This is a genomic window from Limosilactobacillus mucosae (assembly GCF_013423865.1).
Lineage (GTDB): Bacteria > Bacillota > Bacilli > Lactobacillales > Lactobacillaceae > Limosilactobacillus > Limosilactobacillus mucosae.
On sequence record NZ_CP058956.1, the window covers coordinates 11,930 to 25,980 of the forward strand.

General features: G+C 44.1%; 13 protein-coding genes and 1 pseudogene. 5 read left to right on the plus strand and 9 right to left on the minus strand.

Annotated features, from left to right (window positions below; genetic code table 11):
• Positions 1-157 precede the first annotated feature (157 nt).
• Positions 158-1,906: an AAA family ATPase gene (locus tag H0G69_RS11000; protein ID WP_240164399.1), complete on the minus strand. Its 1,749-nt coding sequence runs from the start codon at positions 1,904-1,906 to the stop codon at positions 158-160.
• Positions 1,907-2,315: 409 nt separating this feature from the next.
• Between H0G69_RS11000 and H0G69_RS10435 the strand changes: the two genes are divergently transcribed.
• Both H0G69_RS10435 and H0G69_RS10440 read left to right on the plus strand, forming a co-directional pair.
• Positions 2,316-2,474: a hypothetical protein gene (locus tag H0G69_RS10435; protein WP_160248871.1), complete on the plus strand. Its 159-nt coding sequence runs from the start codon at positions 2,316-2,318 to the stop codon at positions 2,472-2,474.
• A gap of 226 nt (positions 2,475-2,700) precedes the next feature.
• A complete protein-coding gene (locus tag H0G69_RS10440) occupies positions 2,701-3,645 on the plus strand; it encodes a GH25 family lysozyme (RefSeq protein ID WP_180305471.1) in 945 nt (314 codons plus the stop codon).
• A 271-nt stretch (positions 3,646-3,916) separates the two neighbouring features.
• On the opposite strand, the gene H0G69_RS10445 is transcribed toward H0G69_RS10440, so the two are convergent.
• From H0G69_RS10445 to H0G69_RS10455, 3 genes are all read right to left on the minus strand, one after another.
• The gene (locus H0G69_RS10445; RefSeq protein ID WP_180305459.1) at positions 3,917-4,774 is read right to left on the minus strand and encodes a hypothetical protein; all 858 of its coding nucleotides are present in this window, start codon (positions 4,772-4,774) and stop codon (positions 3,917-3,919) included.
• Positions 4,775-5,357: 583 nt separating this feature from the next.
• Entirely contained in the window at positions 5,358-6,236 is an 879-nt protein-coding gene (locus H0G69_RS10450) for an IS3 family transposase (RefSeq protein ID WP_180304329.1), read from the minus strand.
• A gap of 23 nt (positions 6,237-6,259) precedes the next feature.
• A complete protein-coding gene (locus H0G69_RS10455; protein ID WP_003688751.1) occupies positions 6,260-6,547 on the minus strand; it encodes a transposase in 288 nt (95 codons plus the stop codon).
• A gap of 143 nt (positions 6,548-6,690) precedes the next feature.
• On the opposite strand from H0G69_RS10455, the gene H0G69_RS10460 reads away from it, so the two are divergent.
• Both H0G69_RS10460 and H0G69_RS10465 read left to right on the plus strand, forming a co-directional pair.
• Complete coding sequence (locus H0G69_RS10460; protein ID WP_180305458.1) at positions 6,691-7,158, plus strand: type II CBASS E2 protein; 468 nt, start codon at positions 6,691-6,693, stop codon at positions 7,156-7,158.
• Positions 7,133-7,990: a hypothetical protein gene (locus H0G69_RS10465; RefSeq protein WP_180305457.1), complete on the plus strand. Its 858-nt coding sequence runs from the start codon at positions 7,133-7,135 to the stop codon at positions 7,988-7,990. Before H0G69_RS10460 ends, H0G69_RS10465 begins: the two co-directional genes overlap by 26 nt.
• Positions 7,991-8,115: 125 nt before the next feature.
• On the opposite strand, the gene H0G69_RS10470 is transcribed toward H0G69_RS10465, so the two are convergent.
• The 4 genes and pseudogenes from H0G69_RS10470 to H0G69_RS10485 all read right to left on the minus strand — a co-directional run bounded on the left by H0G69_RS10470 (position 8,116) and on the right by H0G69_RS10485 (position 11,473).
• Complete coding sequence (locus H0G69_RS10470) at positions 8,116-9,309, minus strand: phosphopentomutase (RefSeq protein WP_180305456.1); 1,194 nt, start codon at positions 9,307-9,309, stop codon at positions 8,116-8,118.
• Positions 9,309-10,049: a nicotinamide riboside transporter PnuC gene (pnuC, locus tag H0G69_RS10475; RefSeq protein WP_180305455.1), complete on the minus strand. Its 741-nt coding sequence runs from the start codon at positions 10,047-10,049 to the stop codon at positions 9,309-9,311. The genes H0G69_RS10470 and pnuC overlap by 1 nt, the downstream gene beginning before the upstream one ends.
• 22 nt (positions 10,050-10,071) lie before the next feature.
• Positions 10,072-10,805: pseudogene (locus H0G69_RS10480) on the minus strand (nucleoside phosphorylase).
• A 2-nt stretch (positions 10,806-10,807) separates the two neighbouring features.
• Positions 10,808-11,473: a Crp/Fnr family transcriptional regulator gene (locus tag H0G69_RS10485; RefSeq protein ID WP_180305453.1), complete on the minus strand. Its 666-nt coding sequence runs from the start codon at positions 11,471-11,473 to the stop codon at positions 10,808-10,810.
• Positions 11,474-11,894: 421 nt separating this feature from the next.
• Between H0G69_RS10485 and H0G69_RS10490 the strand changes: the two genes are divergently transcribed.
• A complete protein-coding gene (locus H0G69_RS10490; protein ID WP_045025302.1) occupies positions 11,895-13,085 on the plus strand; it encodes an IS256 family transposase in 1,191 nt (396 codons plus the stop codon).
• A 174-nt stretch (positions 13,086-13,259) separates the two neighbouring features.
• Here H0G69_RS10490 and H0G69_RS10495 read toward each other — a convergent pair whose 3' ends face one another.
• A complete protein-coding gene (locus H0G69_RS10495; RefSeq protein WP_180305452.1) occupies positions 13,260-13,886 on the minus strand; it encodes a hypothetical protein in 627 nt (208 codons plus the stop codon).
• Positions 13,887-14,051 lie beyond the last annotated feature (165 nt).

Here is a 14,051-nt window from a genome sequence, read left to right on the forward strand (position 1 = left end):
GGCAAGGCGCTATATGAATGGTAAGTGCTAGTTATATAAGGATTGAATAATAGCTAGCAGACAATTTAAGCGAGGGGAAACCATACCCTCAAGAATGATTATACTCTAGTCTAAAGCGTTTTTAAATTAGCCGGTCTGCAAAAAAATGTCATTGCAGCTAAGCGAGTTCGGCATTGGCCAGATCAATGGCTTTAATGATCGAGAGGCCCTCATCAAAGTCATTTTCGGCAGCCAGACGATTAGCTTGCGCGGTTAAGGCATCCTCAAAGAAGTTTCTGACCGCGCGACCATTGGCAAAGTCGTCTGGTCGGTTGGCACAGGTCGTCTGAAAAAGATTCATGGCGTAGTCGCGTGCTTCGTCAGTCAGCTCTACCCCATACTGGGCGCACATCTTGTCTAACATTTCCAACAGTTCAGCAGGTTCATAGTCCTCAAACTCCAAGTACTTGTTGAAGCGTGACTTCAAGCCGGGATTGGATGCCAGGAAGGTGGCCATCTGATTTGGATAGCCGGCAACGATCACGATAAAGTCATCACGGTGATCCTCCATGGCCTTCAAAAGCGTATCAATGGCTTCCTGACCAAAGTCGCTGCCGCTTCCCGATGCGAGCGTGTAGGCCTCATCGATAAACAGAATCCCGCCCAGTGCCTGATCAATCACGTTCTTGGTCTTGATCGCTGTCTGCCCGACATAACCGCCAACCAGTCCGGACCGATCGACTTCAACCAGCTGACCCTTGGAGAGAATCCCCATTTTATGGTAGATTTTAGCCAACAAACGCGCAACGGTGGTCTTGCCGGTCCCTGGATTGCCATAGAATACCAGGTGCAGCGACATGGCAGGCTGCTTGATTCCGCGCTGTTCCCGAATCTTGCGGACCTTGAGCAGGTTAATCAATGAGTTAACATCTTTCTTAACGGAATCGAGACCGACCAGATCATTCAGCTGAGCCAGAAGTTCTTCTAAGGTAGCGTCATCCTCTTCAGCAGTAGCAGTTTTCGTGATGCTATTATCATCAGCCGTCTGTTCTTCATCAGCCATCGTTGAAGATTCTACGCTATCCGTACCATCATCGGTTGATTCTGCCGGTTCAGCCATTGGATTTTCTAACCAGAAGATGAACGAACCAGCGCCATTGCCATCAAGAGAGCCTGCAAAAACACTTTGTTGATCATCGCTGACAGTAAGCAGACAAGGCTCATCGGAAAGCTTCAGATTCTCCACGCTGCCTGGATTATCCTCCAAGTCGAATTCCATTGCTTCCAAAAGATCACCATAGTCAGACGCGCTTGGACCATCGACCAAGTAAAGCGAGGATGAATCATTATGAAGCAGGTACAGCTGTTTTGAAGTGATTTCTTCATATTCGGGATGATTTTGCATAAATCGTTGGTAAAAATTCAAGTTAATGTTGAAGATACCTTGCGCGCTGCGTTTGATGCTATCGGCACCATCGGCATTTCCACTTAGATGACAGATGGTACAGATATTATGAATCAGCCGCAGAACCAAGTCATTGAAATCGATATCTTCAAAATCGGCATCCCCCATTTCGGCACGCCCCAGCTCCCATTTCAAAATGCTGTGATATATATTACCTGATGTTTTCCAATCTCCTCGAAAGAACAAAGCCTGCGCGAACTGCAGATTGATCAGCATTGAAATGTCATCATGATTGCTGTCCAATAACACTTCAATCAGCTTCTCCAGCATCAGTCGCTTATTGACTAGAATCTGGTTAATTTCTTCATCCAGAAACAGGTATTCTACCGGACTGTAAATGTAGTCAGACAGGAACCCAATCAGATTTCCCATGGCCACGGTATCACCTGGATTAAACTCGTAGTCATCCAGCAGCTCTATATATTTATCCTTATACTCTCCCAATGGATATATCTCTGACATGAAGTTTTCCCCTTAGTATATGTAGTTATCTTTAATATATCATATGAAGACGACCAAAAACGCCCGCGCTGAGGAAAACGCGGACGTCAGTGACTACTATTATATGAACGAATGACCAACAATGATTAGTCGGAACATGCAGCAAACTATTGATATACAGGCGTTTGAGTTGGGCGAGAATGGGGATAACCGTCCAACCGTTAATAATTATACTATATTATAACAATAACTAATAATAAAATGACTTATCACGCAAAAGAATTGGTATCCCCTATTGAAGTCAATATAATTAAGGTGTTGTCTGATGGCAGCGCTTTGCTTCTTCTGGAAACATTATGAGGGGAGGCGATTGCCATGATGAAAGTCGTTTTGACTGCTCTGGGCCGCCTTCTTTCGGGAAGGAGCTCGCATGATGTCAGACCTTGATCCGTTCGCGGGCTTGGCAAAAGTGCTCAGTGCGCTGCCTGGCCTGCCGGAAACCGTGCAACTGGCCGCGTTGGGAACCGTCTGCTTTCTGGCGCTGGTCATCGCGGTAGTCTTTCTCTGGCCGAAGAAGCCGAGAGAATAAAAAAGGCATCGTCCCGCAGTTTGGCGACTGGGACGGTGCTTTATTTCTGCTATTCATGAAGTAAGGCGCTGTCGATGATGACAACGTGGGCTTGGCGCTGTGCAGGCGTCAGGCCCTTTTATTTACGTCTTTATTATAGTCGGGCATGGATTGCTAATCAAGAATCGTGGTTCGGCTTTTTCATATCAGTCTATTTATAATATAACAGCAAAAGGAGGATGTTTTTATGACCAGTTTTCCGTTAGTTGCCGACATCAGCAGCTATCAGCCTGATGAGCCGGCATTTTTCCAAGCATTGAAGAATCAAGGAGTCAAGGCGGTTATCGTCAAGATTACGCAAGGCTCTGCGGATGGGGATGCCTATATCAATCCTAAAGCCAAGGCGCAGATAAGCAACGCGCGGGCAGCAGGACTGCTCGTGCATGGCTATCACTATGCTCGTTTCAACGGTCGGCAGGATGCCATCAATGAGGCCAAGTGGTTCTACCAAAATGCAACCGCGCTGGGATTGGGTAAGGAAAGCGTCTTGGCGGTGGATGCGGAAGATGACGCCCTTGCCCATTACGCGACCGCTGACGTCAACGCGTTTCTGCAGTACTTGATCGATCAGAAACACTTAAACGTGGACGTGTATTCGATGGCGTCCTGGTTCTGGGAAAAGCGGCTGATTCAATCGGAGCTGATTGCCAAAAACGATTGGGTGGCCAACTATGGTAAGTCGCAGCCTGGCGTTCCCAATGTCGGTACCTGGCAGTTCACCAACAGCTTTTTGGTACACGGCATCGGCATCGACATGTCCTACGATTTCCATGGCTACTACACCGACCCTAAGATTGGCTACGCGGATGGTCAGCTCGCGATCCAGGTTGAACAGGCACCAACGCCGAAGATTGAGATTCCCGTTCCCGATTCATGGGTTGATGAGCTGGGCGATACTTGGCACAAGGAAAAAGGCAGCTTTCTGTTGGGCATGCCGCTGCACCTTCGCTGGGGAGCGCGAACCAATTCAGCAATTATCGCCATGCTGCCGGCGGGCGTCATCGTAAGCTATGATGCCTGGTCGCGTCACGGCGGCTTCGTCTGGCTCAGACAGCCGCGCGCCAACCATCAATACGGATATATCACCTGCCGCGATGCACGAACCAATCAGGCATTTGGGACATTCGCCTAATCTCGCAACAAAAAATCGCCCCACTGGCAGTCAGTGAGACGATTCTGGATAATCAACTAAGCGGAATGAGATCGTTAATCATCTATCTAGCGAAACAAAATCAATGTGAATTGGGTGAAAAATTTCGTGAGATGAAATTTCTGAAGGGATGGGCTAACCCTTCATTGATATTACAGCGCTTTCTTTTGTCTTTTTAAATATGTTGCACTATATTATAACTACAAAAATTCAACACAAATAGAAACGCCCATGTCTGGACGCTTTTCTATCCCTATCTGCGTTTGCCGCCATTTTTGAGATAAAGTTTGTAGCTGGTCGTTGAATAGATTTGAGAGACAATGCTGCGTACCTTACGAGAAAATAACCGCCACATCGCGTCATCTGGCAGCTTCTCGACTTCAAATAGAGTCTTGGGACGCAAACCTTTGCCAAACTTCCACTCAATCGTACTGCCATTGATCATATATGCTCGGCGCGTCATCGTGATTTCAGACATATTACCCTTTGGCAGCGGCTTGACATCTCCCACGTGATCCAGTCGAAAACGATACTGCCCGTCTTGAATTTGAACAGGTGGATAGATTGCCGTGCGATCAGGTGTTTCTACCGGCTGAAACATGGCCATGCGGCGGTTAGCCTGCTCATGACCGATATAATCAACCCATTCCTTGCGCATATCCTTGATAAATTGCTTTTTCTCATTTGGATTTCGTTTAAGGTTTAGCTGGTTTGCCCGTTCGTTGTATCGATTGGCAAATCCTTTAACCCATTCCTGCTCTTCGGGGGTCAAATCACTGAGACAAAGCGCGATCGTTCGTCGGTATGGCAGAAAGTTGTCAGCCACCCACCGATCAACATCCTCCTTGTTGAAATAGGTCCGGCAGCCCAGCACCGGCGCGTTAAAATAACGGACCGAACTCATCAGGTTGCGTTTGAGGAAATCCGCGCCAACCCAGAGCTTTTCTTCCAGTTCAAACTTCTTATATGAGTACTTCTCAAATGCGACAAAGCGCCGTTTCTGCTTGTGACTGGCAACCTCAACGTACTCGCCGGAATCGATAAGTTCGCCAGTTGCCTTGTCAAAAGCCTTCAGCGTATTGCCATCACGTTTGAATTCAAAATCTTCCAATGGTATATGTATCTCTCCCTAATTCTTGATGCCTAATGAATTGATTATACTATATTATAATGATTTTGAAACACCTATTTGTGCCAAGATTGAGGAAGTACGTCCTTGATTGCTGAGGATTGTTTTGAGAGTGAAGTGAAAGTAAATTTATACCACTTTAACTAACCTAACATCTAAATTCCCTTCAAACTATCTATAAACTTGGTTAGGTATCGTGCTGCTTACCGCTTCATTACGGAAATATTCCGCGATGAGGCTCTTTTTGTTTACTGTAAACCGGAGAGCTAAAGAGAATAAAAAAGGGACCCCAAGCCGTGTTTGACGACTTAAGATCCACAGAAAGATTCTCCCAAAAAAGGAATTGCTTATGTTATTCAGAACTACCAGATGAGTATGCAGGCCCCATCACCAGGCTCGGCGACACGGAGCAGCAATAGGGCTCACCCGAGGCGACGGTAAGCATGGCACATGCGGCCCGCCGGAGGGGAGACCAGAGCGCGGAGTAAAGCCGAGCCTGGCAGCCAAATATTTTGACTGGTCCCCTGTCAATAAAATAGACAATTTAAATAGAGACTTTTTTGTCCTATGCCACGACTAAATTTTGAATTTGAGTTTGATACTCATCTTCAAGTTGCTTTGGTGATTTGAATCCACAGTGACTGTGAATTCTAACTGTGTTGTAAAACGTTTCAATGTACTGAAAAACTAGTCGTTTAGCTTCGGAGTATGAATGGATTTTAAACCGATTTATCCATTCACGCTTAATCAAGGCGTGAAACGACTCAATGCAGGCATTATCCCAAGGATAAGCTTTCTTTGAATAGCTTAATGTCATGCTAGCTGTAACTTGATTGTAAGCTTCAGACGTAAACTGACTACCACGATCACTGTGCATGATTAATGGCTTGCTAATATGGCGACTGTGCTTAGTCTTTTCAATAAGTGGGATGACATTCGATACCTCCAAGGTTTCAGATAAGTCCCAACCAATGATCCGTCGGGAGTACAAGTCCATAATACTGGTTAAATAAACGAATCCGTCATGAACTGGAATATAAGTGGTGTCAATGCACCAAACGGCGTTTGGTCGCAATGGATTGAACTGCTCGTCTAAAATATTTATTAGCTGTTTATCAAACTTAGAATTGCGAGTGGTAGTCGTCCAAGGGGTTAGGTAAACGGCGTGAATGCCAAGTTCACGCATATACTTACCAACAGTTCGTTCAGCGATCTTATATCCTTTTGAGCGAAGTTCTTGGGTGATTTTGCCGGCACCGTAAATACAAAGGCTTTTGAGCCAAATTGCTTTAATTTCACCTTGAATAAACTTCTTCCGAAGCTTTCGCGGTGATTGGTGATTATGACGCTTTTCTCGTTGATAGTAACCACTTCTTGAGATTCCAACATAATCACACATACCATTGATGGAAGGGTGGGATTCCAAAGCGTGCTGAACGTCCATTTCTTGGTATACCTTTTCGGTAGTTACTTGCTCAGAATCCCGATTGATTTTTTTAATACTTCGATCGCTCCTTCAGCGTCACGAAGTTGACGCTTTAGTCGTGCAATCTCCTTGTCCTTATCGCTGGCAAAATTACCAGAGCCACGGCCAAACTCCCCAGTCTCAGTAAACAGCTTAATCCATTTATGTAATGTACTAGCCCCAATACCTAGATTCTTACTTATTTCATTCATGGTCATGTGATCCTTGTTATCTAAGTAATACTGAACGGCCTGTTCCTTAAATTCCTTGTCATAACTGTGCTTCGTCATTATTTGATCCTCCAATTTACTTCCTTAATTATACTAAATCAGAGTCTCTATTTAACTTGTACACTTTTTATTCTAGGCCCAACAACTCCAAAAAGAAGGACAGGTTTCGATAAATCATGATGGAGTATTTGAAGGAGGAACTAATGACAAAACAGCAAGGCCACATACGTTTTGGGGTGACTGCAAGAAGAAACCATCCAATTAAAATCAGATATTTCAAACGTCTAAATGAAACGTTTCCAGATAATCGAAACCATATTAATGCAAAAGGAGACTTCTTCGTATATGCACAATTAAGGGCTAATAGCAACGGATCGAAGTATTCGGTTGTATTCATTTCCAAAGGATGGAGCATATCCGTTAGAGTCTATAGTCCTTTTTTTCAAAAAGAAGATCTCCTCAAAATTCCACACATTTTTGTAAGCAAGTCAAATTCAGAGCATGGTTATGTTTCACTATGCCTATATAAAAATAATTTTGGCCATGCTGAATTCAGATTTGGGGACAGACTGGATACTTCGATCATAGCCTGGACAAAAGAATGGCTTTATTTTTACGAACTATTTTTAATTACTGGGAGATGGTATGGAAATGGTGAGCATCCACAATAACAAAAATAATCTAAGAGAGGTAAAGACTTATAGATTTATAGCTCTCCAAACTAAACCTCTCATAGCAACAATTTCATTAGCATCCACGATTTACTATTTTTTTCGAAACGTTTCAAAAGTCACTCTCAACACTCTTGGTATTGACTATAAGCTATCAATACATCCCTGGTTTATTAGGCTCTTTATTTCCCTAATCCTATCCTATTACGCAATGCTCATTATCTTTAAATTCATCGGAAAAGAAAGATTATTGCTCCCAAACACGTATTACTTAGTACCTTCATTTATCATTAAGCTTGCAGCTGCGATAGGTTATTGTCATAAGGGGAGCGCGGCCAATATTCCAACTTGGCAATATATTGATTACCTATATAATAATTGGGCCAGATTATCTATTGACGTTCCAGAAGTAATAGATGCCAGTAAAGATACTTCAATCAAAGTATCAGAAATAAGGAGTGATGCTGAGGATGACAAAATCCTTTCAATTATTATTTCCGATACCTATCCTATAAATTTGAATACATTACCTTCAACTATCAAAAACCATAGCTATGTCGTCTTGCAAACTATGATCAATGGCAAAGTTAACCTAGGAAGACGAGCCTATAATCCAGAATTAGTCAAAATTTTCATAGATCAAGTAAATAAATCTAAGGAAAATGGCATTACAACAATTCAACTGTTGTCTAACACCAATCCTAAACACATTAAGGAAATAATGAGGGAAGCCTTTTGCAATGCTGGACGCAGTCATATAAAACACCTTGTAGTATATGAAAATCCTAGAGAGAATAATTATAATTTTACAAAACGCCACAATATTTTCTAAATCGTCCTACTACACGTTTAAAAAATTCTAAAATCGTAAATTTATAGACTCATTTTCCAAATAATCATTGAAAAAATACCGAGCAGAACTAGCTAAAGAGACTATTTCCGTTCGGTATTTTATTATTAATTCAATTTATCCAAGAAACTCGTGCCGTGTAGGGCCTTGAGATGGAAGTTATCCAAAATCGTGGCGCCAAGATCGGCATACGTTGAGCGAACGCCGAGGCTGCCGGACGTCTGCATCTTTGCCGACCAAGCCAGCAGCGGTACTTCCTCGCGCGTGTGATCCGTGCCCTTGAAACATGGATCATTGCCGTGGTCAGCCGTAATCAGCAGCAGATCATCAGGACGCAGCGCCGCCAGAACATGACCCAAACGCTGATCAAAGTCCATCAGCGCCTGACCAAAGCCCTTTGGATCGCGGCGGTGGCCATACATGGTGTCAAAGTCGACCAGGTTCGTGAAGCAGAAGCCAGTGAAGTCCTTTTCCAGCGCCTCATCAACGTGATCCATCCCGTCCATGTTGCTTTCGTTATGGTAAGCCTGATCAATGCCGCGACCAGAGAAGATGTCGTTGGTCTTGCCAATCGCGATGACCTTGTAGCCAGCCTCGTGCAGCAGGTCCAGATCCGTCTTGCCGGTTGGCTCTAGACTGAAGTCATGTCGGTTGGCTGTCCGTGCGAAGTGGTTCTTGTCCGGTCCTACGAAAGGCCGCGCGATGACCCGACCAACGATGTACTCCGGCCCGTTTACAAGCGTCCGCGCGTAACGGCAGATGTCATACAGTTCTTCCAGCGGGATGACGTCCTCATGCGCCGCGATCTGCATCACAGAATCGCCGGAAGTGTAGATGATCAGCTCGCCAGTGTCCATTTGACGCTCGCCATAGTCATGAATGACCTGCGTGCCAGAGTATGGTTTATTGACGATTACTGGGCGGCCCGAGTACTGCTCAATCTTTTCGATAATCTCGTCTGGAAAGCCATCAGGGAACGTCGACAGCTCTTTTTCAACGGGCAGGCCCATCATTTCCCAGTGACCGTCCATACTGTCTTTACCGGCGGAAATCTCATCCATACGGCCATACCATCCCAGCGGCTTATCAGCGGCGGGGATGCCCTCTATTGGTGCCACGCGCAGATTGCTCAGACCCAGCTTAGCCAGGTTAGGCAGCTTTAGCGCACCCTTCCAGGCATGACCAAGATCGCCCAGCGTATCAGCGCCCTCATCACCAAACTTGGCCGCGTCAGGCGCATTGCCCGTCCCAACCGAGTCCAGCACGATAGCAAAAACGCGTTTGAATTTTGGCTCCGTCATTACTTGTCACCGTCCTTGCCGGCACCACCTTCATTGTCGGCCTCACCGCTAGCCCAAACCTTCGTAGCGTACAGCGAGTTGAACAGCAGCGCGAACTGCAATGCGATTTGTGACAGGCTGGCACCCAGTGAGCCGATGTGGTTGGTCCCCATCATCGTTTGAACGGCTAAGATGCCCCAGTAGATGATGTTGGCACCGTTGACGATGATCCACAGCGACCAGTTTTCTTGGTACTTCATAATGTAGAGCAGCTGTGCGATAAAGCTGACGACAAAGTTGATGGAGTCAAAGTATGGCAGCTGGCCGTGAACCATCGCCAGAACCCACCAGCCGATTGCCCAGGCAACGAACGCGCCCAGGAAGATCAAGCGGCGAACTTTTGGCGAAAAGCGCTTGGTAGCCTCATCATGACCCCACATGTACCATCCAATCGGCTGCGAGATTACGTAGAAGATGTCCATCGCAAACGATCCATAAGCGTGACTGATCCACGCAATGTAGGTCATGGCCAGACATTGAACGATCCCGAAGATGAACGTAATCTTACGCCCTTTCATCCCATAGACCAGACAAAGCGTCCCTGCGACCCCAGAAATCATCCCGATAATGCTGTCGGGAACGATGAGATAGACGATAATCTGCAATGCCACCAATACGCTAACATAAATAATTTCAAACTTCTTCCAGTTGGTAAACAGCTGATTGTACAGCCAGCTGTGGTGTGCTTGCGTTTGTCCCATTATTGATTCCCCCGTTTCTTTTCTATTCTTTAATTGAATCGTCACTCAGAATGTCCATGGCCAGTTTGAGCGATGCGATTTCCCTTTAGCCATCAGTTCCTCGCCATCGACCAGACTGTTGACGCCGGCCGCCAAATCACCTTCATAGAGCACGACATTGTTTAGAATCGACAGCGTCTCCATGCCACGCAGGCGTCCAATCGTCATCATCGCGCCAGATTCCATGTCTGCGCCCACGATGCCCTTGGATGACCAGTAGGCTTCGGTTTCCGCGTTGTCATCCATGTAGAAGCCATCGTGCGAGCGAATAATGCCATAGACTGCGTCAGAAGCGTACTTGTGAGCCAGTGTCATCAATTTGAAAGAAGGTACGGCTGGGTACATTGCCGGCACGTATTGCTTGGTCAGACCATCGTCACGAACGGCGCCTTCGCCAATGATCAGCTCGCCCAGACCGATTCCCGTCTGCATGGCACCGGCTGAGCCAACCCGAATGACTTTTTTGACGCCAACGTTGTGCAGCTCTTCAACGCCAATTCCGGCTGATGGCGCGCCGATACCCGTTGACATCAGCAGAATGCGCTGACCGCGATATTCGCCGATCACAGACTTGTATTCGCGGTTGTATGCCCATTCCTTGGCATTATCCAACAATTTAGCCGCTTTGTCGACACGAGCCGGGTCACCCATGATGATTGCCCGATCAGTATTGATTGCCGTCGTCAGTTGCGTGTGTGGTTGTACTTCTTCACTCATTGCTATTCCTCCGTTTTGATAATCCGCTGTAGTTCCTCAACATTCAAAATCTTGATGGCAGGCTTTGAAGCATCAATGATTCCAAGCTCTGACAGCCGTTTAAGAACCCGATTGATATTGCGGTATGACGTGTCGACCTCGTATGTCAGCTGCTCGCGCGAGATTAGCCGTTTTTCCTTAGCCGAACGCATCAGCTCCAGACCGATCTGCTGCATGGCTGAATACAGGCTGTAGCGCTCCGTCCGTTTGGTAAGATGATAGACCTGTTCGGAAAGGTAGCTGATCATCCGGTTGGCAAATTGCTGATCGTTATTCAGCCAGGCCACGAAATCCCGGTTGTCAATCTTCAGCAGCCGCACCGGCGTGATATTAATGATCGACGCGCTGTAAGGCTTGTTGATCACCGCTTCCTGCTCGCCAAGAAACATCCCCGGCCGGTAGACATCCAGCACTACCGACTTGCCGTTTGCCGAATCCAGATACACCTTGACTCGACCCGCGACCAGCAGATACGTTTCATCATATGATTCGCCTTGCCGCAGATTAAATTCACCAATCTCAAACTCGACGACCCGCATGCGCTCAATGATTTTTAAAGGAGCGTTGGCCATGACTTTATGAACGGCTGGGTCCGAGTTGATTGCCGCGTATATCTTTTCAATGCTCATAGTTCTGCCCTCTCATTACTTAATATGATACGTAAATCTACTTACTGATTCTATGACACCGGTCCCTAAAATGATAGCGGTTTCAGAAAAATGGTGGATTTTTTGTTCGTTTTTGAGGACATATGTCTTGAGCATAAAAATTGTCGAAATGATTGATTAAGAAGTACCAGAAATAACTTGAGCCCTTAGAATTAGTACTACCTAACTCTAAGGGCTCGACTTTAAGCAATATTCCCTTTTCCTAAACTTACTGAAAGTTTTAAATTGAACCTAAAATATTATTTACTGTATCATTTTTCGAACTAATCTCCAAAAATGGGAGTGTAAAATATTTTGTGTAAATTTCTAAATTAAATTGAAAAGGGAAAGCCTTCCCCGTATGATTAAATCGCTAAACACAATCAAAACGGAGGCTTTCCCTATGAACCAGTTTAACAAAGAAATTCTTGACGCGCTATCTTCTGACTCTAAAACATCATTAAAAGATGTCTTTCGCAATCAGTTAGAACAAACCGTCAATACATTACTTCAAGAAGAATTGTCGGCAGTCTTAGGCTACCAACCCTATGAGCGTAACGACAGTTCCGCTCATGGGGACAACGCCAGAAACGGATCGTATCAGCGAACCATCGATACTGAATTTGGACCAATCAATATTACGGTTCCGCGCGATCGTAAGAATAAATTTCGTAACGCTTTATTCGAACCATATTCACGGCGGACAGATACTCTGGAATCGATGATCATTAAAATGTATTCCAAAGGCATCACGACTCGTGAAATAGCTGATTTAGTTGAGCGCATGTATGGCGATTACTATTCACCAACTACCGTTTCAAATATTACTAAGCAAGTTGGCAACTTGGTTGAAGAGTTTCATAACAGGACCTTTAAGCACTCACAGTATGTTTGCGTGTTCTTAGACGCTACTTATATTCCGCTCAAGCGCGGAACTGTTGAGCGCGAAGCGGTTAATATCGCGATTGGAATTCGTAGTGACGGCGGTAAAGAAGTCTTAGACTTCTCGGTAGCACCAAACGAAAATGGTGAAGCATGGCGTGAACTACTTGAAAGTTTACGCAATCGAGGAATTGAACAGGTTCAGTTATTCATCGCCGATGGTTTTATTGGGCTCGAAAATGTGATTGCAGAAATTTATCCAACCGCTAAGTTTCAGCGCTGCTTAGTCCATGTGCTTCGTAACCTCACATCACATGTGCGAAAAAGCGATATGCGAGATTTGATGAGCGAATTTAAAGAAATTCGCCAATCTGAATCACTTGAAGAAGCAAAACAAGCTTTAGATAACTTCATTTTGAAATGGAAAAGCAAATATAGCAACCAGATGCGAAAATTGGGTAAGTTAAGTAACTTATTCACCTTCTACGAATTTCCGCCAAGCATTCGGGCATCAATTTACTCAACAAATTTGATTGAAGCTTTCAACAAAAAGTTGAAGAAGAAAATTCGCCAGAAGGAGCAGTTTCCAAATGAGGATGCCCTTCAACGATTCGTGACAACTCAAATTCTAGAATACAATGACAAGTTCGAAGAACGAGCACATCGTGGATTTCGAGGAAGCAAGGATACCTTGGATTCCATGTTTATTTAAGTAAGCATTTCATACAAAGAAGGATTTTCAAAAGTACACAAAATTATTGACACTCTCCCAAAAATCGCAAATAGAATTAATATGCTTGAACAAATAAGTAATTTCTTCTTTGGCATTAATGATTCATACCAATCGTGATCTTACTTATTCAAAAGGCCTCAACAACTATTTATTTTAAAGTTTATGTTTAGAAATAGAATTAGATACCAATTGAAGCTTTTGATCAATATAATCTTGTGCTTTTTCCATTTTTACTTGGATTCTATATTTATATATCTGTATGTAGGTACCATACATTCTATTCATAATTGCCAATGCTACATCCTCATCCAAAAGGCTATTTTCTCCATTTGTTCGTAACTGATAATCCTTTTTAAAAAATTCTAAAAAATTTGCTTCACTATACTCATCGCCTTTATCTGCATTCATAGAATAGACAGACATCGTAAACACATTATCATCATTAAAATTATTAGCTATTATCTCTTTAGTATCATGTACCGACTCTCTGTAACTAGTAAATTCGTTTTCAATATTGATTATCTTAGACATGCTATTTTTTAAAAAAATCGGTGCAATCTTCTTATTATTGTCTTTAATTTCAAGATTCCAGTTATCCATAAGTTCATTAAACTCTGACCATTGTTCGATAAGAGATGCCAGGTTATCTGCGTAATTTTTAAGTTGATTATATATTATCTTATTTTTTTCTCGTCTATTTCCAAGATGTATATTAATAAAATACGAGATAGCAACCGATATAATTCCCGTCAAAATGCAACTAATTACCATGCTCGACATAAATAACATAACCTCTTTCTATGACGGTCCTTTATTGATATATAAAAGCATACCATAATGTCGATGGCAGTCTTAAAATATGTGAAAAATAATGAGGCACCTCTTTACTTATTACTTAGCGAGGCACCTCATTTCTTCTTACTATATTTATTAGCCGTATTCATA

Excerpts from the sequence above, each read along its gene's own strand:
- H0G69_RS11000 (WP_240164399.1), bottom strand. The coding sequence starts at position 1,906 with ATGTCAGAGATATATCCATTGGGAGAGTATAAGGATAAATATATAGAG.
- H0G69_RS10435 (WP_160248871.1), top strand. The coding sequence starts at position 2,316 with ATGATGTCAGACCTTGATCCGTTCGCGGGCTTGGCAAAAGTGCTCAGT.
- H0G69_RS10440 (WP_180305471.1), top strand. The coding sequence starts at position 2,701 with ATGACCAGTTTTCCGTTAGTTGCCGACATCAGCAGCTATCAGCCTGAT.
- H0G69_RS10450 (WP_180304329.1), bottom strand. The coding sequence starts at position 6,236 with ATGGACGTTCAGCACGCTTTGGAATCCCACCCTTCCATCAATGGTATG.
- H0G69_RS10455 (WP_003688751.1), bottom strand. The coding sequence starts at position 6,547 with ATGACGAAGCACAGTTATGACAAGGAATTTAAGGAACAGGCCGTTCAG.
- H0G69_RS10460 (WP_180305458.1), top strand. The coding sequence starts at position 6,691 with ATGACAAAACAGCAAGGCCACATACGTTTTGGGGTGACTGCAAGAAGA.
- H0G69_RS10465 (WP_180305457.1), top strand. The coding sequence starts at position 7,133 with ATGGAAATGGTGAGCATCCACAATAACAAAAATAATCTAAGAGAGGTA.
- H0G69_RS10470 (WP_180305456.1), bottom strand. The coding sequence starts at position 9,309 with ATGACGGAGCCAAAATTCAAACGCGTTTTTGCTATCGTGCTGGACTCG.
- pnuC (WP_180305455.1), bottom strand. The coding sequence starts at position 10,049 with ATGGGACAAACGCAAGCACACCACAGCTGGCTGTACAATCAGCTGTTT.
- H0G69_RS10485 (WP_180305453.1), bottom strand. The coding sequence starts at position 11,473 with ATGAGCATTGAAAAGATATACGCGGCAATCAACTCGGACCCAGCCGTT.
- H0G69_RS10490 (WP_045025302.1), top strand. The coding sequence starts at position 11,895 with ATGAACCAGTTTAACAAAGAAATTCTTGACGCGCTATCTTCTGACTCT.
- H0G69_RS10495 (WP_180305452.1), bottom strand. The coding sequence starts at position 13,886 with ATGTCGAGCATGGTAATTAGTTGCATTTTGACGGGAATTATATCGGTT.